We start from the raw sequence: 24604 nt of genomic DNA, 5'->3' as shown, positions 1-24604 counted from the left end.
AAGCATGAATGGCCGCAAGCAGCGGCCATTCATGCTTTTAATTAGTAAGCACTATCGGGTGTGGTTACCCTAATCAATTTAGCATTAACAAATTCGTAGATGGCTGCAGGAGATTGTTCCCTGCCATAACCAGAATGTTTGGTGCCGCCAAAAGGCAATTCAGGGGCTATCCCGGTTACGTGGTTGATGTAAACCATACCTGTTTCTATCTTTCTGGCCACCTGCACTGCCCTTTCATTATTGGAGCTGAATACGCTGCCTCCAAGGCCAAAGTCGGTTGCATTTGCCAGGTTAATGGCGGCCTGCTCGTTCTTTACCCTGTAAAACATGAAAACCGGGCCAAAAATTTCTTCCTGATATGCGTCGGTTCCTGGCTGTATGTCGGTCAGGATGGTAGGCTCCATAAAAGCGCCCGGGCGATCGATACGATGTCCGCCGGTTATTACTTTTGCTCCCTGTTCAACAGCTTTTTGAACTTGTTTAATTACATCCTCCACTGCTTTTTCACTGCTTAATGGAGCGAGGTCAGTTTGTTCATCCGTCGGATTTCCTACTTTTAACGCGGCAAACTTAGTTTTGACTTTTTCCAGAAATAGGTCTGCCACTGCCTCTTCAACTATTACTCTCTTAGGCGACACACATACCTGGCCGGCATTCCACATCCGGCCGCGTACAGCGGCCTCGGCAGCTTTTTCTACATCAGCATCATCCAGCACCACAAATGCATCGCTACCGCCCAGTTCTAAAGTGGATTTTTTGATATATTTACCGGCAGCCGCGGCAATAGACGAGCCAGCAGGTTCGCTGCCGGTAAATGTTACGGCTTTAATCCGCTTATCGGCTATCAAACTATCTATTTTACTGCCCGGTATAAACAAGTTCTGGTAAACACCTTTAGGAAAACCGGCTTCTGTAAAAATATCTTCCATAATCTGTGCGCATTGGGGCACATTTGATGCGTGTTTCAACAGCATGGTATTACCGGCCATCAGGTGTGGCGCTGCCGAACGGGTGATTTGGTAAAAAGGAAAATTCCAGGGTTGTATACTGAGCAACACACCGATTGGCTCGTAACTCAGAAATGCGGAGCCTTGAGGAGTTTCAAGGGGCTGATCGGCCAGAAACCGTTCGCCGTGCTCAGCGTAATAGTCAAATATGGCAGCACATAGTTCCACTTCTGCCCGGCTTTCTTTCACTAATTTCCCCATTTCCAGCGTGGCCAAATTTGCCAGTTGAACTGATTTTACACGCATGATATGCGCGACACGGTATAAAAGCTGCGCCCGTTCCGTTTTTGGGGTATTTTTCCATTTTTGGAACGCCTCATCAGCAAGAGCAATCTTTGAATCAATCTGTTCTTCGGTCATCACATCGAAAGATTTAACCAACTCATTATTAAATGGGTTTATGGTTTTAATAGGCGATACCTTAGCTACTGTTTCCATTTTAATTTGATTTTTAATGTTATACAAAGCTATATTTATACTGACGAGGGAAAATGATAAAGGACAGTGATCAAGGTGAGCCTGCTCACATTTCTTTGTGTATATTATGGTAGTTTTGCTATTATTAAACAGTTTGCCATGAGTAGAGAATTAATGGAATTTTCGGATGAGATAGATGAATGGTTTGATAGCGTTACGGTTGAAACGGACGACTTTTGGGAACACCCATGCAATCTGTTTATTTGACGGGCTATTGTTAGGTCTAATAACTATGAACACCATACGGCGCTGGCCAAACCGTTATTATATTGCTATTCCCCGCTCTAAGGCTTTTATTATTCCGCGGTTAAGCTACCCAGCTGGCCGTGGCTATGCTGATGAACCCTTGGGATGGGTAGGCCTAGTTTATAGTTGAAATCTGCTAAAGCCGTAACTTTGAAAGAATATGATAAAGGGATTGCACAGGTGTTGGTAATTTGGGGAAAATACCATTTTGCAACAAAATTTGCGTATTGAACAACGGAGGGCTAAGGCGAAATTTATTGATATTCCGAAATCAATAGGGCATCAAGTTATTATCAAAGTTGTTATATACAAAAAGCCCCAACAGGGGCTTTTTGTATATGCTTGGTAAGCAAAATTACTGCTCAATTAATCCTTTTTTTCTTCTTCTTCTTGCTTTCTTTCGCCACCGGAGTGTTTGCCAATAACCTTTACCTCGCCCGATTCTTTATCGTGGTCAACTTCCATTACATCACCTTCAACCAACTCGCCTTTTAATATCTCTTCGGCAATTGGGTCTTCCAGATATTTTTGGATGGCTCGTTTTAATGGCCTGGCACCAAATTGCGAGTCGAAACCTTTCTCGGCAATAAACTCTTTGGCGTTTTCGGTTAATTCAATTTTGTAACCTAAAGCATGTACCCTGCCAAATAATGAGGCTAACTCAATATCGATGATTTTGAATATCTCATCTTTACCTAACGAGTTAAACACAATAACATCATCAATACGGTTTAAAAATTCGGGAGCAAAGGCACGTTTTAAAGCGCTTTCGATAACACCACGTGAGTGCGAATCGGCCTGATTAACTTTGGCTGCGGTGCTAAAGCCAACGCCTTGGCCAAAATCTTTCAACTGGCGTGCGCCAATGTTCGATGTCATGATGATAATGGTGTTCCTAAAATCAACCTTGCGGCCTAACGAATCTGTAAGCTGGCCTTCATCTAACACCTGTAACAAAATGTTAAATACATCCGGGTGAGCTTTTTCAATTTCATCCAATAACACTACCGAGTATGGTTTGCGCCTAACTTTTTCGGTTAGCTGTCCGCCTTCTTCGTAACCTACGTAGCCCGGAGGCGCACCTACTAAACGTGATACGGCAAATTTCTCCATGTATTCGCTCATGTCAATCTGTATCAGCGCATCTTCGGTATCAAACATAAAACGGGCAAGCTCTTTGGCAAGCTCGGTTTTACCAACACCGGTTGGGCCTAAAAATATAAACGAGCCAATTGGTTTTTTAGGGTCTTTTAAACCTGCACGGGTACGTTGTATAGCCTTGGCTAATTTTTTAATGGCTTCATCTTGTCCAATAATTTTATCGGCAACCTTTTCGGCCATGTTAAGCAGTTTTTGGCTATCGGCCTGGCCAACACGTTGTACAGGTATGCCTGTCATCATTGATACTACCTCGGCAACATTATCTTCGGTAACGGTATAACGTTTTGATTTGGTTTCGGCTTCCCAAACTGCTTTAGCTTGTTCAAGTTCTTCCAATAAATGTTTTTCGGTATCCCTCAGTTTAGCTGCTTCTTCGTATTTCTGGCTGCGTACTACTTTGTTCTTCTCAATTTTTATCTGCTCTATCTTAGCTTCAACATCCAATATATTTTGTGGTACGTGTATATTGGTTAAGTGAACGCGCGAACCCGATTCGTCTAAGGCATCAATAGCCTTATCAGGTAAAAACCTGTCGGTTATGTAACGTGCTGTTAAGGCAACGCAGGCATTAATAGCTTCGGGCGTGTATGTAACACCATGGTGCTCTTCGTACTTATCCTTAATGCGGGTTAAAATTTCGATAGTTTCATCGGGAGTAGCAGGTTCAACCATAACCTTTTGGAAACGACGGTCTAACGCGCCATCTTTTTCAATGTACTGGCGGTACTCATCTAAAGTAGTTGCGCCAATGCATTGTATCTCGCCACGGGCCAGGGCAGGTTTAAACATGTTTGATGCATCTAAAGAACCAGAAGCACCACCTGCGCCAACTATAGTATGTATCTCGTCGATAAACAAAATAACATCCGGCGATTTTTCAAGTTCGTTCATTACTGCTTTCATACGCTCTTCAAACTGGCCGCGGTATTTTGTACCGGCAACAAGCGAAGCTAAATCAAGCGTAACAACGCGTTTGTTAAACAACACGCGCGATACCTTGCGTTGTACAATGCGTAATGCCAAACCTTCGGCAATTGCACTTTTACCAACACCCGGCTCACCTATTAATATAGGATTGTTTTTTTTACGGCGCGATAGTATTTGCGATACTCTTTCAATTTCTTTTTCGCGGCCAACAATTGGGTCAAGCTTGCCATCTTCGGCAGCCTTGGTTAAATCGCGGCCAAAATTATCAAGAACCGGTGTTTTTGATTTGATATCGGATACTTTTTTAGGCTGGCTGAACGATTCTTCCTCGCGGAAATCATCGTCGCCTCCGGTTGGTGATCCGGGCATTTCGTCCGTTACATCGTTTTTATGCGAGTCAACTTCGCCTTTAAATACCTCATAGTTCACGTTAAACTGCATTAAAATTTGCGATGCAATGTTATCTTCATCGCGCAGTATTGATAACAATAAATGCTCGGTGCCAATAACGTCGCTTTTAAATATTTTAGCTTCCAGATAGGTTATTTTCAATACCTTTTCGGCTTGTTTGGTTAGCGGGATGCTACCAATATTAACGTTAGTGCCTGATGTTCCCTTTACAGCGTCTTCTATAGCGCGGCGCAAACGGGCGGTATCAACAGCTAAACTTTTAAGCAGTTTAATAGCAACCCCGTCGCCATCGCGGATGAGCCCTAATAAAAGGTGCTCCGTACCTATATAATCATGCCCAAGGCGAAGGGCTTCCTCTCTGCTGTACGAGATCACGTCTTTAACACGGGGCGAAAATTTAGCTTCCATATAATATACCTTTCAAATGTTTGAACGTCCTAATCTATAAAATAGTTTCTATTATTAGCACGTAATTTTCTTTAACAATATCAACAACGCTGCCAAGCTTATTTTTGTTATTAAAACAGACATTACAATGATATAACATGCAATTATTAATAAATTAAGCTTTTATGTAAAACAAAGCGGGGCTGCACCGTAAATATAAACAGCCATTTTGGTTAAAGCAAGCACCACCTGTAACATTAATTAAACGTTTTTTAACACTCCGTTAAAAAAATTACCCGTGAAACAGGAAATTAAGTCACACTATGACAATTAGACAGAACAATTTTAATAACAAGCCAAATTGCACCGAGTTTTACTTTTACTTCAATTCTCTTTTAAGGCGCCCCGGCTTAAAATTTAAATATTTCGTTTTGGATGGCATATAAAACCAGGCCCGTGCGCGATTTAATGTTGAGCTTTTGAAAAAGCGACTCGCGGTAATTATCAACCGTGCGCGGGCTTACAAACATTACTTCGGCAATTTCTTTATAGGTTAACTCCGAGCACGACAGGCGTAAAAATTCTTCCTCTTTTTTTGAGATATGTGGCAACGTTTCCACATCGGTAATGGAGCGGATGAGTTTGCCCGAAACCATTTCGTTAAGGTAGCTACCCTTGTTATAGATGGATTTAATAGCTTCCAAAAGTTCGCGCGGTTTTGATTCTTTAAGTACATAGCCACCGGCACCGCATTTTATCATTTGTATAACGGCCTTATCATCTTCAAACATGCTAAGGGCAAGTACCTTTATTTGCGGATATTTTGCTTTGAGCCATTTGGTGGTTTCGTAACCATCCATCACGGGCATGTTTATATCCATCAATATTACTTGCGGCTGGGGGTGGTTTAGCAGCATTTGTTGTAGTTGCTTGCCGTTTTCGGCATCGAAAACAACCCTCAGTTCGTTAAATTCGCTCATTAAGGCGGCTATACCGTTTCTGAAAAGGGTATGGTCGTCTACAATTGCTATATTTATTTGTTCGGTTTCCATGAGTTAGTTAAGGATACGGAATAGAAATGATGATGCATGTACCTTTATTGGGCTGCGAGTTTACCTGTACCTGCCCGTTTACTATGGCTGCCCGCTTATTCATGTTTTGCAGGCCCATGCCAAGCTTATTTACAGGTAAAATGGCGGCGTTAAAACCCACGCCGTTATCGTCAATTTGCAGGCGCAGCAGGTTATCTGCGTATTCCATTTTCAGGTTAATTTGAGTTGCCTCGGCGTGCTTGATAATGTTATTTAAAACTTCCTGCAAAATGCGGAAAAGGATAAGGTCCTTGTCGGAATTATTAACCGCAGGCAAATCACCTTCCAACACGTAGTCTATTATGTATTTACCCGATCGCTCGAGCCAGTTAATTTCGTGTTTGATTGCTTCGGACAGGCCGATTACGATGAGCTGGTCGCCCTGTAGTAGCTTGCCCAATAACCTCATCTCTTTTATCGACCGCATGGTTAAATCAATAGCCGCATCAATTTTTTGCCTTGACCGCTCTACATTATCCAATTCTATCGAATTCAGCGTAAGCGAAGTTAGGCTTAACAATTGGCCTATATTATCGTGCAAATCGGCTCCTATGGTTTGCATGGTTTGTTCCTGAACCTCGAGTTGGGTTTTGGTTAACTCGGCCTCAAATGTAACCCGCATTAATGCCTTCTCTTCAATATGGCTTTTTTTGCGCTGGTTATAAACAAAAACAAACAGTATGATAAAGGCAGGTGCTATCAAGAATATAAGCGTGGTGACGAGTACTAATACTTTGATATCCATTTTCGGCAAATAAATGAGTAACTCCAACAGCTATAGAGTATAATATTAAGCAACCTAAAAATGTAGTGTGTTAGGTGATACCCATTCCACAGGGTTATGGTTTTTAACTGGTTGAAAAATATGTTGCAGGCCGTGTTGGTAAAATAAAAAAACAAGGTGCCGGCCACCCACCAAAACTCGGGCGAATATTTGAGCACCACATAACTATCGTCCTTTAGCTGGAGGTAATAATAGTACAACGAATACAGCACAAACAGTACCGACATAACGGTAAAGGTTTGTATGTTATAGATGTATAAATGGTGGTTGTAATTATTTGTTAGTTCATAAATATATATGCCAATAAATATAGCAAGCCCGGTAAAAATTACCGGCTTGCTATTGGTGTATTTGCCAATTAAGTGAGCAAACATTAAATGTGTGAAGCCACCTTCGCACAGCAAAAAAATATTGTAGAGCCAATGGTTACTTATTAGCTTATGAGGGCCCGATATATATATACCCATCAATTCGGTAATGCATGTTGTCAATAAATATAATATCATGGCGCGCCAAACATAGCTTTTATCGGTAGCCAGGCAAAGCAGTGCGGCTATAAAGCAGATAAGCTCAACAACGGTATTTGCTGTAAGATATTGAAACATGATGGTGGTTAATTACAGTTATAAGGGCATAGTTCGCCATTGTCGTCTCCGGGAGGCGGGAAAAGCGGACTCCGTGCCTTTTTATTTTTATTATAGCTTTTTCTAACATTACTTATTACCGAGCAATCAAAAACGTCTACATTTGCCCTTGCCGCAGCATCATACAATGTAGTTGTGATAACAAAGGCATCGCGCCCTTCAATGCCGGTATCGGTATTTGGGTGGGTGGCATAATAAATACGCAGGCCGTAGTGGTGAGGGTCTTTAGCTAATACCTCAAACATGTTTAAATCAAACCACTCGCTTACTGTATTTATAGCATGGTTTTTAAAACCCATAACCATTTTTTCAGCTTTATCTCGGGTTATATTATGGGGTAGGGGCACACAATTAACATCATCACGTTCGCCGCTTACCGCATATAATTTTGCACCTGGTGCTGCAGCCACACCAGGCTGTACAATACTGTTTAAACTAAACAAGGCATCGTTAGCCGCATGTTCGTAATAATCGTGGTGCAACCTTTCTTGCGGGCTAAAATCGCCGCTATCCTTAGTGGAAACCAATATAATAGTAGGTTTTAACGGAAACGTTGTTACGCTGGGATCGGCTGCAAAATAAATACGTACGCCATCAATAGGTCCGGGTTTACTGGTTGATGTTTGGGCGGCCAGTTCTTTATCAAGCATAGTAACCATAGCGTTTAACATGTCCCAGCTAATCCAGTAAGATACTATGGAGGGCTTATTGTCGTGGGCACTATATCTTGCAAAATGATCGATCATTTTCAAGGCAGTTGCCTTGTCAATATTATTTAAGCTTAAAGCTTTAACGGAGGCTGGTGGCAGCATAGGTCTCATTTTTGCCTCCGCCGCTGTTGCGCCGGGGAATGCCGTACTACCTTTGTTTTGTCCGCACGATGCGGCAAATAATAACACCGATAATCCAAATAATAAGTTTTTCATGATGTTTAGGGTTTAAGTGTGAAAATAATAATTAATTGTGACTTTTTACGTTTTACTAAATTGTTGATAAACAATTGCAAAATCAACGTATTTCAACCTGTTTAATACCGTAAAAACACCCGATTAAAAAGGCTTATCATACCGTAAAAGGAGTTTATTTTCTGGATGTATAAATGCTCCCGTAAGGCTATCCTGTTGGTTCACTAATTTTAAATATCAATCGGTAACTCTCACATATTTCCCGATATTCGTCTCTCTCTTAAATACTACTATGGCAGACGAAAAGATCATTTTTTCAATGGCTGGAATAAATAAAGTTTATCCGCCGCAAAAACAGGTTTTAAAAAATATTTACCTCTCTTTTTTTTATGGGGCCAAAATTGGCGTTATTGGTTTAAACGGTTCGGGTAAATCGTCGGTACTGAAAATCATTGCCGGTTTAGATAAATCGTACCAGGGCGAAGTTGTGTTTTCGCCGGGATATACCGTAGGTTACCTTGCCCAGGAACCTGAGCTTGACCCTAACAAAACCGTTCGCGAAGTGGTTGAAGAAGGCGTATCAGAAACTACAGCGGTTTTAAAAGAATACGAAGACATTAACGAAAAATTTGGCTTACCCGAATACTACGAGGATGCCGATGCCATGGATAAGTTGTTAAACCGCCAGGGCGAATTGCAGGATATTATTGATGCCACCAACGCCTGGGAACTGGATACCAAGTTGGAACGCGCTATGGATGCATTGCGCTGCCCCGATCCGGATGCTTTGATATCGGTATTATCGGGTGGCGAGCGCAGGCGGGTTGCTTTGTGCCGACTGTTGTTGAAAGAACCGGATGTTTTGTTGCTGGACGAGCCTACCAACCACCTTGATGCCGAATCGATAGATTGGTTGGAGCAACATTTAAAACAGTATAAAGGCACCGTTATAGCGGTTACGCACGATAGGTACTTTTTAGATAACGTTGCCGGATGGATACTGGAGCTTGACAGGGGCGAGGGCATACCTTGGAAAGGTAATTACTCGTCGTGGTTAGATCAAAAATCCAAACGTTTGGCCCAGGAAGAAAAAACGGAGAGCAAACGCCAAAAAACTTTGGAACGGGAACTGGAATGGGTGCGTATGGCACCTAAGGCGCGGCATGCAAAATCAAAGGCGCGTTTATCAAACTATGATAAGCTGGCATCGGAGGATGGGAAGGAACGCGAAGATAAGCTGGAACTATTTATACCGCCCGGCCCGCGCCTTGGTAATATAGTTATTGAAGCGACCAACGTAACCAAGGCCTATGGCGATAAATTGTTGTTTGATAACCTGAGTTTTTCGTTACCGCCGGCCGGTATTGTAGGTATTATTGGGCCAAACGGCGCGGGTAAAACCACGCTGTTCCGTTTAATTACCGGGCAGGAAAAGCCCGATGCCGGAACTTTCCGCGTTGGCGAAACGGTTGCATTAGGTTACGTCGACCAGATGCACGACGATTTGGACGCCAATAAATCTGTTTGGGAAAACATTACCGATGGTAACGAAACCATATTGCTGGGTAACCGTCCGCTTAACTCGCGGGCATATGTTTCTAAATTTAACTTTAACGGTGCCGATCAGCAAAAAAAGGTAAACGTACTATCGGGCGGCGAGCGTAACCGTGTGCATTTGGCTATTACGCTCAAAAAGGGCTCGAACGTGTTGCTGCTTGATGAGCCCACTAACGATATTGACGTAAATACTTTACGCGCCTTAGAAGAAGCCCTGGAAAACTTTGCAGGCTGCGCCGTAGTGATAAGTCACGACCGTTGGTTTTTAGATAGGATTTGTACCCATATACTGGCCTTTGAAGGCGATTCGCAGGTTTACTTTTTTGAAGGCAACTACAGCGATTATGAGGAAAACCGTAAAAAACGCCTTGGCGATATTGCACCTAAACGCATTAGGTATAAAAAACTGGCTGGGTAAAAAGCAAATAAATAAAGGCTGCCATTTTTGGTGGCAGCCTTTCTCACAATTTAGATTAACAAAGGTTATTTAACCCCAAAGCCCTTTACAAGGTTAAAAACGCTAACGTAATCTAGTGGTTCATCAAAAGCTTCTATAGCAGCAGTTATTGATGTTGTACCGCTAACAGCTGCCAAAGTAGTAATGTTAACACCGCCTTGTGTTGTGTTGTTTTCGGCAGGATAACCGCTAACGCCAGCACCATAGTTGCCATCAACAGCGGCACCAATGCCTGTATCGTTGCTCACGCTTGCACTGCCAGATATCCAGGGTTTAAGTGTTGCCGCAGCACCACCACGTTTTTGGCGTATTTGGCGAATGTGTGCCGCATGGCGAGCCTCAACCGAGTGAATGTTTAATGCTGTAGTTAATACCGGGTTACCAATTAAATTTGGAGCCTGGCCTTTGTAAGCCCTTACACCCGTATCTTCGAGCGCGTTTGCAACGGCCAAAAATGTATCGTAATTGGTAAACACGGTTGGGAACGATGTTGTAAAATCGTAAACACCATTAACGCCCTGGCCAGATTGTGGTACCGCTGCGGCACCTAAAGCACCTTGCAATAAAGCTACGTGAGCCTTTTCGTGATCGCGGATTACGGTTATCGAAGCTAAATCGGCAGCAGCAATTAAATTGGTTGTTGCAACACCCTGGGTATAAAATGCAGCTTCAAGGTATTCTAACTTTAAAGCAAAATTTAATACTCCGTTAACGTTACCAATGTCGCCAACAGCTTGTCCGTAAGCGCGTTTAAATAAGGTGGCAAATGCAAATGGTAATGCAGCAACGGCTACCTTTGAGCCAAAACTGGTTATATTTTTTATAGCCGCACGGCGTGGGCTAAACCTGTCGTTCAATTCAGGATCAACTTTTTCTAATTCTTCTATTATACTGAAAATATTCATGGCGTGATATGATTAAATAGGTAAACTGTTTGCTGAAATTTTTGAACCGGCTGCCAAATAAGCATTGGCTATAACAAGCACCTGGCCTGGCGTGCGCGAAGTTTCTAAACCGGTAGATGTTGAAACAACTGTAGAGTCGGAGAAACTACCATAGCTTAACAAGTCGCGTATGGTTGCCGCATGGCGGGCCTCAACCGAAACTATTTTGCCTGCAAGCACCAAATAGACCGGGTTAACAATTAAATAACCGGCACCGTTATAAGCCGAAACGCCTGTATCTTCAAACGCTTTTGCCTGGGCCAAAATACCTGCGCGGGTTGTAAAATCAACCTTGCTAAAATCGGGAGTAAGGGCTGGTATAATGTTGGTTGGTGCAGCTGCGGTTAAAGCGGCCTTAAAAAATTCGCGGTGAGCAACTTCGTGGTCGCGGATGTCTGTTATATAAGCTTGTTCCTGTACAGATAGTGATGCAAAACCACTGCCCTTTACAGCCTGTATATAAAACGCTGCTTCCAGTTGTTCTAAAGCGTAGGCATAATTTAAAATACCTACATCGCCGCTGCCTACATCAATAGAAGCGTTACCTGAAGGTGTTACGTCGTTGTTGTTTTTACAAGCCGCCAAAACGCTCATGGCAGCAGCCCCTGCGCCGGCATACCGCAAAAAAGACCTCCTTTGCATCTTTGCGTTCAATGTACCTTCATCTCCGATGATGAGTTCATCGTTTTTTGTTAAGTTTTCCATAGATAGTTGATTTTGTTAAATTGGTATTACAATAATTTCTATTTAGTTAAATTGATATACGGCGTAAAATTGACGCCGGTTTTACAAAAACATCATATTACTGAAAATAAATACCTGAGAAAAAATGAGAATATTGAAAACCAAATACTTCATTTAAACGTATGCATGTGTAATAGGCAATACACAAAACGGTGTATAAAAGATTAGCAGATGATAGGTGTTTTTTTAAGCTTATTTACTACTTTTGCAAAATAAATACCATACTAACACGTTATAAAACCAATGTATATTTTAATCTTTTTTCTTGCTCACTGGTTTCTATCCTTATTTTTCCAGACGTTTTTTTTGCACAGGTATGCATCGCACCGCATGTTTACCACGAGCAAATTTTTTGAGCGCTTTATTTATCTGTTAGATTATTTGTGTTTGGGTTCGTCTTTTTTAAACCCGCGCGCCTATGCCTTAATGCACCGCGAGCACCACGCTTACAGCGATACGGAGAGAGACCCGCATTCTCCACATTTTTTTAAGGACGTTTTCCGGATGATGTGGGCAACCGTATTAACCTACGGCGATCACTTAAAGAGATTAAAAGAACCCGAGGCCCGCTTTGCAGGCAACATACCAGAGTGGCCACTTATTGACAGGATAGGATCAACCATTGCTTCGCGCATTGTATTTGGTGTTTTGTACACCTGGTATTATGTTGAGTTTGCAACCGCCTGGTGGATGTACCTGTTATTGCCTATACATTATTTAATGGGGCCAATACATGGTGCTATTGTTAACTGGTGCGGCCATAAATATGGTTATGCCAATTTTGATAACAACGATAAATCTAAAAACAGCACACCGTTTGATTTTTTGATGCTTGGCGAATTGTTCCAAAACAATCATCACAAACACCCCAACAGCGCAAATTTTGCCAAAAAATGGTTTGAGATTGATCCTGTTTACCCTATCATGAAGTTAATGCATTGGGTGCGCTTAATTAAGCTTCGTAAGGCGGTATAGCAATACTGTTTTTGAGATATTTATAAGAGAGAGGTAAGCAGTAATGTTTACCTTTTTTTTGTGGGGTTATTACAAACCCAAAATATGCTGGAGCGAAGTAATCCAATGAGAAGTCTGCCGTGATAATCTAAGCCCGGGTGGGGCTGGCAATTTAAAAGTTAAACTTAATACCTGGGTATATAAGTTTTAAAATAAAGACAAATAAAACCACTCAAAACTAAATTTGCGCGGCTTTATTTGTGTGTTTTTTAAGGATTATTTGTTTTCGGGTGGGGTTGAGGTAATTTCGCCAAACTCGTTAACATAGGCCATCATATTATCCAGGCCACCGCCTGTAGAGTTTTGTGCGCGTTCTTGCTTGCGCATTTCTTTTTCCTCTTTCTTTTTTTGCCTGTTCTTTTCGAGTTGCTTCTTCATGAAGGTTGCCTGAGATTTAGCCATAGTTCTGTATTTTAATTTTAAAAATGAACTTCTGTACAATAATACCTTTTGTGCTAAGCTTGCAAACGCGGGTACGTTAAATTAGGATAGATTATATTTAAGTTTTCTGTGCGTAACGGTATGAGCAAAGAGAAAAAAAAGATCCTGATCCAAAAAAAGCTGGTTAGCGGATGGGTAATAAAAGAAGCATATTGGTGTTCCGTTGCTACAAAGGTAAACAATTTTAGTTTATAAACCGCATAGGGTTACAAAGCATTTAGGAAGCGTTAAAATACAAATATTAATTAATAAAATTAATTAAAAACTTAGTTGTGTTGATTTTGTTAACTATAAATTAAAACAACAACCATGAAAAAATTAAGTTATTTATTAATGATTGCGGGGGCTATGTACACATTACAGGCCTGCAACAGCCATCCTAAAGATGCAAAAGAAACGGCCGATAGTGTTAACAAAACTAAAGACACTACAACTAACGCCATGAATACCGGCGGTATTGCTGTAACTAATGATGATGCTAAATTTGCTACTGCGGCTGCCACCGGCGGTATGGCCGAGGTTGCGTTGGGTAAACTTGCACTTACTAAAACTGCAAACCCGGCTATTAAAGATTTTGCTACCATGATGGTTACCGACCACGGTAAGGCTAACGACCAATTGATGGCTATTGCCAGAACAAAAAACATTACCCTGCCTGCTGCTGTTGACTCTACCCATCAAAAAAAGATGGATAAGTTAAGCAAACTTAGCGGTACCGATTTTGACAAGGCTTACGTTGATGCTATGGTTGACGGCCATAAAAAAACATTGAGCTTATTGCAAGATGAAGCTAAAGACGGTAAAGATGCCGACCTTAAAGCTTTTGCAGAAACAACGGCCCCTACCGTACAAATGCATCTTGATGCTATTAATAAAATACACAGTAGCATGAAGTAAGCAATTGATTTTTTAGCTCTGTATTAAAGGGAATGGCAAACGCTGCTTCCCTTTTTTTATGCCTTGTTATTTATATTGGTGGTTAGCTATTTATGCCACAGCATTTTTTAATTGTAGTGTTAAAAAAAGTATTATTCAAATTTAATTTTTGCGGTAACTAAGGATAATAAATTTTGTAGCTTTCCGGCGGCTAAGTAATTTTTTTGATGTTATATTAAAATTGTTATTGAATTTTATCTTGCATGTTAATATTTTGCCTTAAATAGCAGTTAACAATATAAAATTTTATTAAAAATAACGTACAGTAGCCAAATAGTGGATAATACAGTTTGCATGAACAACGCCCTTAATAAAACTATTGGTTTAACGTGCCGCATTAGTGCCTGCATATTGCTTTTATTGCTGGTATGCTCTTGTGGTTTTTTTGCCGATAAAAATATTAACCATGCGGCTGTTTTGAAACCGGTAAACGCCAGGGCCAACGAAATATTTAATACCGATCCCGAAAAAGCGCTTGCTTATATTGAAACGGAATACCGATTGTTGCCCTACGCTGGGCCGCAGGATCTGTATTTTAAATACGATTATTACCGTAAATATTACCTGGCTAAAAACCACAATTATACCAAAGCATTAGCATATGTTGATAGCATGCTGTTGGTTTTGCAGCCAAGAGCTACCGAAAAAGCAAATAGTTTACTTTTAGCAGAGGCCCATTTAGACCGTGGCGACATTTTGTTTGCCCAAGGTAAGTTTAATGCGGCCTACCTTGATTATTACGAAGCTAAAACAACCATACCACCAAACGACCCGCATTGCGATAACGCAGTGTTTCAGTTTGATTTTTATACGCGCCTTGCCAATATTAGCTATGGGCAGGGCAGATTTTTGGATGCTGCCGACTTTAATAAAAGAGCGTTAAATGCATTGCTGGTTTGTTATACCGATTCGGCTACGCTTTACTCGGTGCAGGGTATTTTTGATAATGTTGGCATTTGTTATTATAAAAGCGGGAGGCTGGATAGTGCCGAGTTTTATTTTCATAAGGCGTTAAAAGCCATCAGCAGTGTACATCCTAAAACACCGCAGCAAAAAATGAACGCAGACGTAGCCCGCGGCGTGGTTTTAGGAAATTTAGGATCGGTTAATTTTGCAAGGGGGGACATAAAATTGGCCGAGCAACGATTTGAGGCCGACATTAGCATTAACAGTAAGCCAGGCTACGCTACCGGCGATGCCTTGGTAACGCAGGTAAAACTTGCCGAACTTTATGTTAAAACCAACCAACTGCCAAAGGCAGCGCAAGTATTGCAACAAATTAAAGCAGCTAAAGATAGCTTACCCGAAGTGATTGATAAGTTACAGCTAATTATGTTGCAAGCATCATATGCAAACGCCACCGGGCAACCTAAACAAGCTTATCATTTATTGCAGTTGTACATAGCGCAAAAAAATGCGCTTAAACTGGCCAATATAAATCTCATGGCATCAGACTTTAGCAAGGAGTTTGAGTTGCTGCGCAGGCAGTTTGACCTTCAGGACCTAAAGAAGCAAAACCAACTTAAAAGCTTGTATTTGTTTGTTGCTATTATTACCTGCCTTATGGCCGCTACCATATTGTACCTCACGTTTAAAAGCTCAAGGCAGGCCAGGGCCAATGCAAAGCAATCGGCACTGCATAACAGGCAGCTTGAAATAACTTTGGATGCCCTTGAAATTAGCAACCACGAACATGCACACTTAATGCGTGTGGTGGCCCACGATTTAAAAAACCCTATTAGCGCTATTTATGGCATTAGCTCGCTGATGACAGAAGATGAGGGCCGCACAACCGAAGATATTGAGATGCTGGAATTAATTAAAGCGGCCAGCAAAAATTTGGATACGCTTATTTATGATTTGCTTGCGGCTAAAATTAATAAATCGGTAGAGGTAACAAAAAAAGCAAATGTTGATTTAAGCGACTTGCTTAAAGAAAGTGTTGCGTTGTTGCAATATCGTGCGGGCGAAAAGAAGCAGAAAATTTTATTTGAAGAGGGAAATAGCTGCCTTGTTCATATTAACCGCGACAGGGTATGGCGCGTACTTAATAATTTGATAGTTAATGCAGTAAAATTTAGTCCGGCAAATACAACCATCCATGTAAAATGGGAACGCGACGAAAACGAGGTTAGGATTGGGATAACCGACGAGGGTATTGGCATACCCGAGGAGCTGAAAAGTAAGATATTTCAGCTCTCCACAGATGCAAAACGCCAGGGCACATCGGGCGAAGAAGCTTTTGGCCTCGGCTTATATATATCTAAACAAATTATTGAGGAGCAAGGCGGCAAAATATGGTTTGAAAGCAACGCTCCAAAAGGCACAACGTTTTATTTTTCGTTGCCGCTGGCACAGTAGGTGCCATATGTTATTTGTTAAACATCACTACTGTGATGCTAATGGTGTAATGGCGGATAGTCTTTAGCATTAAGTCTTGAGTCAAAAAAAGAATAATCTAACTTTTGACTCAAGACTTAGTACTATTAACTTAACACTACGTATCCCGGTAGTAATGTTGTGAGCTAAACGGTTTAGCCGGCAATATTTAATATATTGCAGGTAAAGCTTAGTCGCCTTCTTCCAATAAAAATATCTCGTTAACGCTTAGCTTAAAAATGCCGCTAATTTTTAGCGCCAATATGGTTGACGGGGTGTAGCCACCTGCTTCTATAGAGTTGATGGTTTGGCGGGATACGCCTACGGCATCGGCCAGGTGCTGTTGTGTCATATCTAATTTGGCTCTTTCAACTTTAAGCTTATTTTTCATTTTTACCTGTGCGTTTTAGCAGCCAAAACCAAATGAGGTACATCATGAGCATATTCATTATCACTACCTGCCCGGTTATATCTTTGATTAAATCGCCAAACATTGGGGGAACAAAAGGGGCTACCAATGTATATATAGTTGCAAAACCAAAGGCGAATGCCATAGCGTTTAACCGGATAAACATGATCCGCTCATCCTCAATCTTATCTTTTGATATCGATATCAGGAATAGCCCGATAATGATGAGATCGATGAGCAGCAAGGGCATGATATCTATTCCAAACTGAGGCCAAAGGCATTTAATTAAAACCGCAACGGTAAACGATGTTAGGACGACTATCACCCCAACTGTTTTAAAAGAGTTAGGCAATAGCCTCATCCCTCTTTTTTTGTAAACTTTAATTTCCATAATGACAAATGTAGTTTACATTTTTTGATTCGCCAAATTTATTTTGATGATTTAATAATAGCGTGCAATAAAAGCTGGTAGATTGATTTTTAATATTCAATAGCCGTCCTCTTTCTGGCACCTTTGCTATTGCCAAGTGCTAAATTCTTTTTATATTCATGCCCAAATACCTGCCTTATGTACAAAAGTATACTGCTTGCTGCCTTTTTTATGCTGTTTTATGGGCTGGCCTTTTCGCAAACTGTAAAGCAATTTCCAAAGGTTAAGATGGGTACATCATCGGTAGGCAACGGAGATGTGAGTTTACAATTGGTGGGCCGTATACAAAGCTATAACGCGGTTACGCGCAACGCTCGTGATGTTTACGATAGGTCTATCAATTCGCCTAAATCGGTATTGATACTGGAGAAGAGTTTGAACGACAGTACTGTAAAAAAGTTATATGTTAATAACCTGGAGGGTGGCACTACTACGGTTTACAACATGAATAATAATTTTGTTAAAATAGCCGAAATAAAGCATTCGTTTTCCGGTCGCGATACATCGCTTTTTAAAGAAACCAATTTCCCGGGTTATGCTTTCCAAACACATAAGGTGCGCCCTAATGTGTTTACAGGTAAGCCGGTGGAGATGTGCCTGTCAAACCATAATAAGTACCTGTGGATACCCTATTACCGTCGTGATTATGATAAACTGGCCACCGAGCCATCGGCTATAGCCATTGTTGATGTGGATAGCGATAAAATAGTGCGGGTAATGCCTACGGCCCCGCTGCCCAAAATGGTGGCTTGCTCGGCCGATGATAAGTATATAGCCATAACTAACTGGGGCGATAATACAGTGCATTTGGTTGATATTAGCAGCGGCGACCCTATGAAGTTTCATTATGTGGCCCATTTTGTGGTTGATTATCGCCTCAATCTTAATTTTACAAAAGGTGCCCTTATTAACCGCGACCAGGATTGTGGCCTTTGCCTGCGCGGAACGGTTTTTACGCCAGATAGCAATTACCTGTTTGTTGGCCGCATGGGCGGCGGCGGCATAGCGGTATTTAACACGCAAAGCAAAAAATACCTGGGTACTGTTTACGGTACAAAAAATAATGTACGCCACCTGGTTATTAATGGCGATTATCTTTTTTTAAGCTCTAACAAAGACGGCATGGTTGAGAAAACAAAATGGAAGGAAATTCTCGACTACTTTTTGGCAGGGCAGGGCAAAAAAAACTCGGCTTACCACAACTGGCAAACTGCTTTTACCGGCCTTGGAGCCCGTACTATTACGGTTACTGCCGATGGGGCTTATCTTTTTGCCAATGCCAACATGGAATCCAAAATAAGTATTGTGCGCACAGCGGATATGAAAAATATAGGCTCTATTAACGCCGACCCTTACCCGGTTGGTATGGTGATTGACCAAAGCGACAAGTACCTGATAGTAACCGCACAAGGCCGAAAAGACAAAGGTGGAAATTCGGTAATGATTTATCAGATTACGAGGCGGTTATGAGTGCTGTAAATCCCGAATAACTCAATAATATCGGTAATCTTTCCAAAAAGCTTTTTCGTACAGGCTCCAATAGCAATTGCAAATTATAAAATCGCCTTGTTTGGCAATCAATCATTTAACAGGTTTAGCGGCTTGCTATTACTATCAGGATGATATAATATTTTAGGGCTGTGCGCAAATGTTTTAAAGCGGTAGTTAATTGATTTTCAACCGTCCGTTTAGAAATTCCTAATTTTTCGGCTATTTCCGTTATCGATAGGTTTTCTTTCCTGCTCATGTGGTATATCTCGCGGCATCTTCTTGGCAGGTTGTTCAATAAAGTTTCAACGGTTTCGTTAATTTCCTTTTCATCTATATTGCATTCGCCCTGGTTTTGTGAACTGGAGAGTGCCTCGTGTTGCAGGTTATCATAATCCTCAACGTACTGTACTGCCAATTTTGCTGTTGTTTGCCTTTTACGTATGCCATGATACCCGGCAGCGGTAATTACATAGCTTTTAAACGAATTGATACTAAGCTGTTGCCGTTTATTCCAGATATTCAAAAAAATATCATGAGCTATTTCTAAAGCATCTTCTTCGTTTTTAACATAACGGTAGGCCACGCTATAAACTTTAAACCAGTGTCGTTCAAATAGTTGGTTAAACGCTTTTTGGTTATTAAGTTTAATAGCCTCAAATAGCTCTGAGTCTGTTACATTAATATGCGGCATATAATTGATGCGCTAAAGCTATGGATTACAATTTATTTATTAAAAATTTATTTTGTTAGTTAAAAAAGCTTTGCTGCAACAGATACGCAAAAGCTGTTAGCCATAGTTGCTTTATTTACAGTTTTGCAAACAGCGCCTAAACGGTTACCTGTACCCCAATTAAAATATTTTTTATTTTTATGTGTGTGCCGCAGCGGCTACGTATCTATATAGGTGTAAACCAAATTATACCCTTTTTCAATACAATTATTAATGACTGAAGATCAATATCTTTCCTTGTGTGAAAAATATTTTAAAGGCTTAAGCACGCCCGAAGAAGAAATTTTGATTGAAAAGTACCAGGATGCCGCCGAATTAAATGCAGCAAATAAGAAAGATTGGAGTGCTGCCGATAAAGAGCGGTTAAAAAATTTATTATACACCAAGTTGCAAGCTAACCTTGAGCAACCCGCAGCCAGGGTTTTTAAAATATCTCGTTGGCTTTACGCAGCCGCGGCCGTGCTTGTATTCTCAATACTCGGCATTTACCTTAAAAATACGCAAAGCCATCATGTTGCCGTTAATGCGGTTCAAAATACTAATCCTGTAAAAACTGATATAGGGCCGGGTACAAACAAAGCGGTACTAACCTTAGCTAACGGAAACACCATAACACTTGACGATGCCCCGAACGGTGTTTTAAGTAAACAAGGCAATACCGCCATATCAAAATCGGCAAACGGTATAGTTATTAAAAACAACAACCAGGCTAATAGCCAGCTTGCCGGTAATGCATTAAATACCATTGCTATACCACGTGGTGGCAAATACCATATTACCCTGCCCGATGGTACCAAAGTTTGGTTAAACTCATCGTCGGTATTAACATTCCCAGGCACGTTTACGGGTAACGAAAGAAAAGTTAGTATAACAGGCGAAGCCTACTTTGAAGTAGCCAAAAACAAAAATATGCCATTTAAAATAGATGTAAATGGCAAGCAGGTGGTTGAAGTTTTAGGAACTCACTTTAACATTAATGCTTACGCGGACGAACAAGCCATCAGCACAACTTTACTTGAGGGCTCGGTTAAAATAAATTATCAAAACAAAGAAACCTTTATTAAGCCCGGACAAATGGCAGTTAATAATTTTGCCCAACCCATAAATGTTAAACAGGCTAATATTGACGAAGTGATGGCATGGAAAAATGAAATGTTTTTGTTTAACAATGAAAATATTACATCTATTATGCGTAAAATATCAAGGTGGTACGATGTAGATGTTGTTTTTAAAGGCGATATGAGCAGCATCAATTTCGATGGCAACTACTCCCGCTCAAAAGGATTAACAAGCTTGCTTAAAAATATAGAGTTAGTAGACAAAGTGCGCTTTATAACAGACGAAAGGAGGGTAACAGTTATAGCTAAATAATTACTTTCTGCAAAAAAAAATCCAAAAACCGGGAGTGTTGAGACCACCCCCGGCGTTGATTAGCCTTAGTTAGGTTAATTAGGATAAAACACCAATTAAATCGATTAACCAATTATTTAATCCTAAACAAATGTATAAAATTTTTACTGCACAAAAGTGCGGGAAGATGCAGCGTTGTATCCCTAAATTTGTATTGATAATGAAACTTACCGGCATTTTTATGTTGCTTACCCTTTTACAGGTAAGTGCTGCAAGCCTGGCTCAGCACGTAAGTATCAATGTAAAAAATGCGCCTGTAAAAGAGGTGCTTAACCAGTTAACCAAGCAAACAGGCTATAATTTTATTTGCGATGCCGAAATTATAAGCTCGGCTAAACCTGTTACTATTAACGCCAACGATACCGACCTTAAAACGGTACTTAAAGTTTGCTTTGCCAGCGAAACTGCCGAGATATTAGCCGGCGATAATAATACCATTATTGTGCGTAAAAAGATTTTACCGCCAGCTAAACCTGTTGTAGTTATTGCTGCAATTAGCGTTAGTGGTAAAGTTACCGATAGCAAAGGGCTATCGTTACCAGGCGTAAGTGTTGCAATTAAGGGTACCCAGCAAGGCACCACAAGCGATGGAAATGGCGATTATACCATAAAGGTACCTAACACCAGCGCCATATTGGTATTTACTTTTATTGGCATGGTTACCCAGGAGGTTGCTGTAAACAACAGAACTATTATTAATGTGGTATTGGCCGATGAGGCGCATGTATTAACAGATGTGGTAGTAGTAGGTTATGGTACACAATCGCGCGCTACAGTTACAGCAGCCATAGCCAAGGTAGATGGTAAAAGCATTGCCAGCCAACCCGTTAGTACTCCGGGCGAAGCTTTGGCCGGTTTGGCGGCAGGTGTACAGGTGCAGTCAGATCAGGGTTCAAAACCGGGTGCGGCACCTACTATCCGCGTGCGCGGTATCAGCTCTTTAAGCTCATCTAACGATCCGCTTTATGTTGTTGACGGTTATCCGCTCGAAAGTGCATCAAACTTTAATTTAATTAATCCCGGCGATATCGAATCGATAGAAGTATTGAAAGATGCGGCTTCGGCAGCCATTTACGGTTCGCGCGCGGCAAACGGTGTAGTTATCGTTACAACCAAACGGGGAAAGGCAGGTAAAACCACCTTCTCTGTTAGTGCATACAACGGTGTACAAAGTGTTAACAGGTTTATAAGCGTTTTGAAAAGAGACCAGTATGTACAACAAGTAAAAGATTTGAGCCGGATAAAAGGATTGCTGTACCCAACTGCCTTAGACGGCGATGTATCTGCCTTGCCCGATGTTGACTGGCAAAAAGCTATTTTTAGAAATGCGCCTTTAAGAGATTTTGAACTTAACGCTTCTGGCGGTAGCGAAAAAGTGAGATTTAATGCTTCGGCGGGCCTTTACAAGCAGCAAGGGGTATTAATTGGTACCGATTATAGCCGTTACACAACGCGTATAAACCTTGATGCCGATTTGGTAGACAAGGTAAAGTTTGGCTTTTCTATATCACCATCATACGCCGAGCAATTTAGGCAGCCGTCATCAGGCCAGGCAAGTGGTGCCGGTGCCAATCCATCCGATTTTTTGGTTGGTGTACCCGGTTTGGTTGCTAATGTAAACTTACCAAGTCCGTTAAATCAGGCTTTAACTTTCCAGCCTATAGTGCCGGTATACAAAGCAAATGGTGATATTCAACAACCTTATGATCGTGATCTGGGTTACAACCTATCGCCAACTGCTGCATTTTCGGCAAGTAACTTTTATAATCCGGTTGGTATTTTAAGCCAGTCTATTAACCGTTCAAGGGCTTTTCGCACGTTAAGCAGCACTTTCCTGGAGTATTCGCCTATTAGCGACCTGAAATTAAAAACCTATTTAGGTGCAACTTTAGAAAACGAACAAGTACATGCTTATATCCCCGGTACAATGGCTTACGGCTCGGCACCAACGGCCTCTGCGTCAAACCCGTCGTTGATTGGTATTTACGCATCTGACAATACCCGCACCAGTTTTGATTGGGTTTGGGAAAACACCGCTACTTACGATAAGCAAATAGGTAAACATCACTTTAATTTGCTGGGCTTATTCTCGGCACAAAAATATAACTCGCAAATTAATTACACAGCGGGCTTGCCGGGTACGTTTATTACTACAGCGGTACAAAGCCCTTTAGCTTCGCCAAACACTGTTGGTACCGAATTATTTGATGCCAATACCTTTGTATCATACGCTGGCAGGGTTACTTATGATTATGCTAAGAAATACCTTTTCACTGCCGCTGTGCGCGACGATGGTTCGTCACGCTTTGGTCCTAATAACCGTTACGCAATATTTCCTTCGTTTTCGGCTGGCTGGCGCGTAAGCGAGGAGCCTTTTATGAAACCATTTTTAGAGAAGCTAAAAATAAACGAACTGAAATTAAGAGGTGGTTATGGCCGCACAGGTAATGCCAACATCGGTAGCTTTACGTATGTAAACTCAATTGCTCTTAATACCAACTACGCATCTGGCAGTACCCGTACATTTGGTACCCAGCAAACCGGATTTGCCAATCCTGATCTTACCTGGGAAAAAAATGATCAAACCAGTGTAGGTATTGACCTTAGCTTTTTAAACAGTGCTATCGTTTTTACTGCCGATTACTTTCAGCGTAACTCTAACGGCATGTTGCTGAAAAAAGCCTTGCCACTTGATGTTGGCTACGCATCAAGCTACCAGGCAAACTTAGGTAAATTGAGCAATAATGGCTTAGAGTTTAACGTAAACACAGGTTTTAACCTAGGCAAAGTACGCTGGAACGCCAATGCCAATTTATCAACTTACCGCACTAAGGTTTTAGACCTTGGCGGCCCATCGGCATTACCTGCCGTGGCCGCTATGAACGGTTGGAATAATGTTTACCAGGTACAGGTAGGCCAGCCATTGGGTTTAATGTATGGCTATGTAGTAACCGGTGTGTTTAAAAACGCTGCCGATTTGGCCAATAACCCGAAGGCTACATCGGGTAACTCAATTGGCGATTGGATGATAAAAGATATTAACGGTGATGGTAAAATTGATGCTAACGACCGAACTGTGCTAGGCCACGGCTTGCCGGACTATACTTACGGTTTAACCAATACTTTTCAATACAAAAACTTCGACCTGAGTGTTTTAATACAGGGCGTACAAGGCGTTAGTATCATTAATGGAAATAACAGGCAAACCATTAGCGGTAACAACAACCAAAACTCGCGCAGTGTTTATTACAAAAATTATTTCGACCCGGCAACGCCAGATAGGAATGTAACTTATCCATCGCCTTTATCAGGTGCTTTTGTAAACCCGGGCAATGCCTTGGTTAACCTTGATGTTGAAAACGGTTCGTACCTGAGGGTGAGAAACATCACTTTGGGCTACCGCATGACGGATAGCCAGTTGCATAAAATATTTATAAAAACTGCCCGCATTTATGTAACTGCTCAAAATCCGTTTTTGATAACTAAATACTCAGGTTACAATCCCGAAGCAAATATTATGGGCGGCGACCCTACAACGCCGGGTGTTGACCAAGGAACCTATCCTACAGCCCGCACAATAATTGTAGGTGTAAATTTTGGATTTTAATTGTTTTAACTTGAA

The 24604-nt window shown here is 41.3% G+C and carries 19 protein-coding genes; 7 read left to right on the top strand and 12 right to left on the bottom strand.

What is annotated here, in order from left to right; translation table 11 throughout:
- Positions 1-41: 41 nt before the first annotated feature.
- From BDD43_RS02115 to BDD43_RS02090, 6 genes are all read right to left on the bottom strand, one after another.
- Positions 42-1445: an NAD-dependent succinate-semialdehyde dehydrogenase gene (locus BDD43_RS02115; protein ID WP_121196086.1), complete on the bottom strand. Its 1404-nt coding sequence runs from the start codon at positions 1443-1445 to the stop codon at positions 42-44.
- 651 nt (positions 1446-2096) lie between these two features.
- Entirely contained in the window at positions 2097-4637 is a 2541-nt protein-coding gene (locus BDD43_RS02110) for an ATP-dependent Clp protease ATP-binding subunit (RefSeq protein ID WP_121196084.1), read from the bottom strand.
- Positions 4638-5026: 389 nt separating this feature from the next.
- On the bottom strand, positions 5027-5668 hold the full coding sequence (locus BDD43_RS02105) for a response regulator transcription factor (protein WP_121196083.1): 642 nt from the start codon (positions 5666-5668) through the stop codon (positions 5027-5029).
- 7 nt (positions 5669-5675) lie between these two features.
- Entirely contained in the window at positions 5676-6452 is a 777-nt protein-coding gene (locus tag BDD43_RS02100) for a sensor histidine kinase (RefSeq protein ID WP_121196081.1), read from the bottom strand.
- Positions 6434-7096: a hypothetical protein gene (locus BDD43_RS02095; protein WP_121196079.1), complete on the bottom strand. Its 663-nt coding sequence runs from the start codon at positions 7094-7096 to the stop codon at positions 6434-6436. The genes BDD43_RS02100 and BDD43_RS02095 overlap by 19 nt, the downstream gene beginning before the upstream one ends.
- An 8-nt stretch (positions 7097-7104) precedes the next feature.
- Positions 7105-8061 carry a hypothetical protein gene (locus BDD43_RS02090; RefSeq protein ID WP_121196078.1) on the bottom strand — a complete coding sequence of 319 codons (957 nt, stop codon included), beginning with the start codon at positions 8059-8061 and terminating at the stop codon, positions 7105-7107.
- Positions 8062-8332: 271 nt separating this feature from the next.
- Here BDD43_RS02090 and ettA point away from each other — a divergent pair, with 271 nt between their 5' ends.
- Positions 8333-10015 (top strand): energy-dependent translational throttle protein EttA, encoded by a 1683-nt coding sequence (gene ettA / locus BDD43_RS02085; protein ID WP_121196076.1) that lies wholly within the window; start codon positions 8333-8335, stop codon positions 10013-10015.
- A 65-nt stretch (positions 10016-10080) separates the two neighbouring features.
- Here ettA and BDD43_RS02080 read toward each other — a convergent pair whose 3' ends face one another.
- On the bottom strand, positions 10081-10959 hold the full coding sequence (locus BDD43_RS02080; protein ID WP_121196074.1) for a ferritin-like domain-containing protein: 879 nt from the start codon (positions 10957-10959) through the stop codon (positions 10081-10083).
- Positions 10960-10971: 12 nt separating this feature from the next.
- Positions 10972-11703: a ferritin-like domain-containing protein gene (locus BDD43_RS02075; protein ID WP_121196072.1), complete on the bottom strand. Its 732-nt coding sequence runs from the start codon at positions 11701-11703 to the stop codon at positions 10972-10974.
- A gap of 282 nt (positions 11704-11985) precedes the next feature.
- Here BDD43_RS02075 and BDD43_RS02070 point away from each other — a divergent pair, with 282 nt between their 5' ends.
- Entirely contained in the window at positions 11986-12717 is a 732-nt protein-coding gene (locus BDD43_RS02070; protein ID WP_121196071.1) for an acyl-CoA desaturase, read from the top strand.
- Positions 12718-12972: 255 nt separating this feature from the next.
- On the opposite strand, the gene BDD43_RS02065 is transcribed toward BDD43_RS02070, so the two are convergent.
- Positions 12973-13158: a hypothetical protein gene (locus tag BDD43_RS02065; RefSeq protein ID WP_121196070.1), complete on the bottom strand. Its 186-nt coding sequence runs from the start codon at positions 13156-13158 to the stop codon at positions 12973-12975.
- 348 nt (positions 13159-13506) lie between these two features.
- On the opposite strand from BDD43_RS02065, the gene BDD43_RS02060 reads away from it, so the two are divergent.
- Both BDD43_RS02060 and BDD43_RS02055 read left to right on the top strand, forming a co-directional pair.
- Positions 13507-14094 carry a DUF4142 domain-containing protein gene (locus BDD43_RS02060; protein WP_121196068.1) on the top strand — a complete coding sequence of 196 codons (588 nt, stop codon included), beginning with the start codon at positions 13507-13509 and terminating at the stop codon, positions 14092-14094.
- A gap of 333 nt (positions 14095-14427) precedes the next feature.
- A complete protein-coding gene (locus BDD43_RS02055; protein ID WP_121196067.1) occupies positions 14428-16494 on the top strand; it encodes a tetratricopeptide repeat-containing sensor histidine kinase in 2067 nt (688 codons plus the stop codon).
- A gap of 208 nt (positions 16495-16702) precedes the next feature.
- On the opposite strand, the gene BDD43_RS02050 is transcribed toward BDD43_RS02055, so the two are convergent.
- Both BDD43_RS02050 and BDD43_RS02045 read right to left on the bottom strand, forming a co-directional pair.
- Positions 16703-16903, bottom strand: a complete 201-nt coding sequence (locus tag BDD43_RS02050; RefSeq protein WP_121196066.1) for a helix-turn-helix transcriptional regulator — start codon at positions 16901-16903, stop codon at positions 16703-16705.
- Complete coding sequence (locus BDD43_RS02045) at positions 16893-17312, bottom strand: hypothetical protein (protein ID WP_121196064.1); 420 nt, start codon at positions 17310-17312, stop codon at positions 16893-16895. Before BDD43_RS02045 ends, BDD43_RS02050 begins: the two co-directional genes overlap by 11 nt.
- Before the next feature lie 177 nt (positions 17313-17489).
- Here BDD43_RS02045 and BDD43_RS02040 point away from each other — a divergent pair, with 177 nt between their 5' ends.
- Positions 17490-18821: a beta-propeller fold lactonase family protein gene (locus BDD43_RS02040; protein ID WP_121196062.1), complete on the top strand. Its 1332-nt coding sequence runs from the start codon at positions 17490-17492 to the stop codon at positions 18819-18821.
- 124 nt (positions 18822-18945) lie between these two features.
- On the opposite strand, the gene BDD43_RS02035 is transcribed toward BDD43_RS02040, so the two are convergent.
- On the bottom strand, positions 18946-19533 hold the full coding sequence (locus BDD43_RS02035; RefSeq protein WP_121196061.1) for an RNA polymerase sigma-70 factor: 588 nt from the start codon (positions 19531-19533) through the stop codon (positions 18946-18948).
- Between the two features lie 252 nt (positions 19534-19785).
- Here BDD43_RS02035 and BDD43_RS02030 point away from each other — a divergent pair, with 252 nt between their 5' ends.
- Both BDD43_RS02030 and BDD43_RS02025 read left to right on the top strand, forming a co-directional pair.
- On the top strand, positions 19786-20943 hold the full coding sequence (locus BDD43_RS02030) for a FecR family protein (protein ID WP_121196059.1): 1158 nt from the start codon (positions 19786-19788) through the stop codon (positions 20941-20943).
- A 130-nt stretch (positions 20944-21073) separates the two neighbouring features.
- On the top strand, positions 21074-24589 hold the full coding sequence (locus BDD43_RS02025) for a SusC/RagA family TonB-linked outer membrane protein (protein WP_121196058.1): 3516 nt from the start codon (positions 21074-21076) through the stop codon (positions 24587-24589).
- The last annotated feature ends 15 nt before the right edge of the window (positions 24590-24604 follow it).

Source organism: Mucilaginibacter gracilis (assembly GCF_003633615.1).
Classification (GTDB): domain Bacteria; phylum Bacteroidota; class Bacteroidia; order Sphingobacteriales; family Sphingobacteriaceae; genus Mucilaginibacter; species Mucilaginibacter gracilis.
Note: the sequence above shows the minus strand (reverse complement) of the source record. Positions and strands in the feature narration are given on the sequence as shown.

What these genes read in the sequence shown, in the direction of transcription:
- BDD43_RS02115 (WP_121196086.1), bottom strand. Translation starts at nt 1,445, where the DNA reads ATGGAAACAGTAGCTAAGGTATCGCCTATTAAAACCATAAACCCATTT.
- BDD43_RS02100 (WP_121196081.1), bottom strand. Translation starts at nt 6,452, where the DNA reads ATGGATATCAAAGTATTAGTACTCGTCACCACGCTTATATTCTTGATA.
- BDD43_RS02065 (WP_121196070.1), bottom strand. Translation starts at nt 13,158, where the DNA reads ATGGCTAAATCTCAGGCAACCTTCATGAAGAAGCAACTCGAAAAGAAC.
- BDD43_RS02040 (WP_121196062.1), top strand. Translation starts at nt 17,490, where the DNA reads ATGTACAAAAGTATACTGCTTGCTGCCTTTTTTATGCTGTTTTATGGG.
- BDD43_RS02060 (WP_121196068.1), top strand. Translation starts at nt 13,507, where the DNA reads ATGAAAAAATTAAGTTATTTATTAATGATTGCGGGGGCTATGTACACA.
- BDD43_RS02070 (WP_121196071.1), top strand. Translation starts at nt 11,986, where the DNA reads ATGTATATTTTAATCTTTTTTCTTGCTCACTGGTTTCTATCCTTATTT.
- BDD43_RS02095 (WP_121196079.1), bottom strand. Translation starts at nt 7,096, where the DNA reads ATGTTTCAATATCTTACAGCAAATACCGTTGTTGAGCTTATCTGCTTT.
- BDD43_RS02030 (WP_121196059.1), top strand. Translation starts at nt 19,786, where the DNA reads ATGACTGAAGATCAATATCTTTCCTTGTGTGAAAAATATTTTAAAGGC.
- BDD43_RS02110 (WP_121196084.1), bottom strand. Translation starts at nt 4,637, where the DNA reads ATGGAAGCTAAATTTTCGCCCCGTGTTAAAGACGTGATCTCGTACAGC.
- BDD43_RS02045 (WP_121196064.1), bottom strand. Translation starts at nt 17,312, where the DNA reads ATGGAAATTAAAGTTTACAAAAAAAGAGGGATGAGGCTATTGCCTAAC.
- BDD43_RS02035 (WP_121196061.1), bottom strand. Translation starts at nt 19,533, where the DNA reads ATGCCGCATATTAATGTAACAGACTCAGAGCTATTTGAGGCTATTAAA.
- BDD43_RS02105 (WP_121196083.1), bottom strand. Translation starts at nt 5,668, where the DNA reads ATGGAAACCGAACAAATAAATATAGCAATTGTAGACGACCATACCCTT.
- ettA (WP_121196076.1), top strand. Translation starts at nt 8,333, where the DNA reads ATGGCAGACGAAAAGATCATTTTTTCAATGGCTGGAATAAATAAAGTT.
- BDD43_RS02075 (WP_121196072.1), bottom strand. Translation starts at nt 11,703, where the DNA reads ATGGAAAACTTAACAAAAAACGATGAACTCATCATCGGAGATGAAGGT.
- BDD43_RS02050 (WP_121196066.1), bottom strand. Translation starts at nt 16,903, where the DNA reads ATGAAAAATAAGCTTAAAGTTGAAAGAGCCAAATTAGATATGACACAA.
- BDD43_RS02025 (WP_121196058.1), top strand. Translation starts at nt 21,074, where the DNA reads ATGTATAAAATTTTTACTGCACAAAAGTGCGGGAAGATGCAGCGTTGT.
- BDD43_RS02055 (WP_121196067.1), top strand. Translation starts at nt 14,428, where the DNA reads ATGAACAACGCCCTTAATAAAACTATTGGTTTAACGTGCCGCATTAGT.
- BDD43_RS02090 (WP_121196078.1), bottom strand. Translation starts at nt 8,061, where the DNA reads ATGAAAAACTTATTATTTGGATTATCGGTGTTATTATTTGCCGCATCG.
- BDD43_RS02080 (WP_121196074.1), bottom strand. Translation starts at nt 10,959, where the DNA reads ATGAATATTTTCAGTATAATAGAAGAATTAGAAAAAGTTGATCCTGAA.